Raw genomic sequence first — 383 nt, 5'->3', positions numbered from 1 at the left:
AGCAGAGCCAGATTCTGGAAGCCCAGGGTGACGCAATCTCGACCGTCCTCCGCGCGAAATCCGCCGAATCGATGGGCGAGCGCGCCGTCATCGACAAGGGGATGGAGACGCTGGCCGAGATCGGCCAGGGCGAGTCGACGAAGTTCATCCTCCCGCAGGAGCTCACCTCGCTGGTGGGCCGCTACGGCAAGCACCTTCAGGGCTCGGACGTGAAGGAGAACGGGCACGCGCTGGAAGCGCTCGACTTCGACGACGAGACCCGCGAGATGCTCGGTCTGGACGACATCGAGGAAATCCTCGGCCAGATCGACGAGGAAGCGCAGGTCGACGTCGAAGCGATGGAAGAGGAAGCCCAGAAGATCAAGGAGGGCCAGGACAGTGGC

General features: G+C 64.0%; 1 pseudogene. It reads left to right on the top strand.

Annotated features, from left to right (window positions below):
• A pseudogene (locus FY251_RS22225) lies at positions 1-383 on the top strand (phosphoesterase); the annotation flags it as partial.

This window comes from Haloferax sp. KTX1, assembly GCF_902410085.1.
In the GTDB taxonomy this organism is placed as follows: Archaea; Halobacteriota; Halobacteria; order Halobacteriales; family Haloferacaceae; genus Haloferax; species Haloferax massiliensis.
Note: the sequence above shows the minus strand (reverse complement) of the source record. Positions and strands in the feature narration are given on the sequence as shown.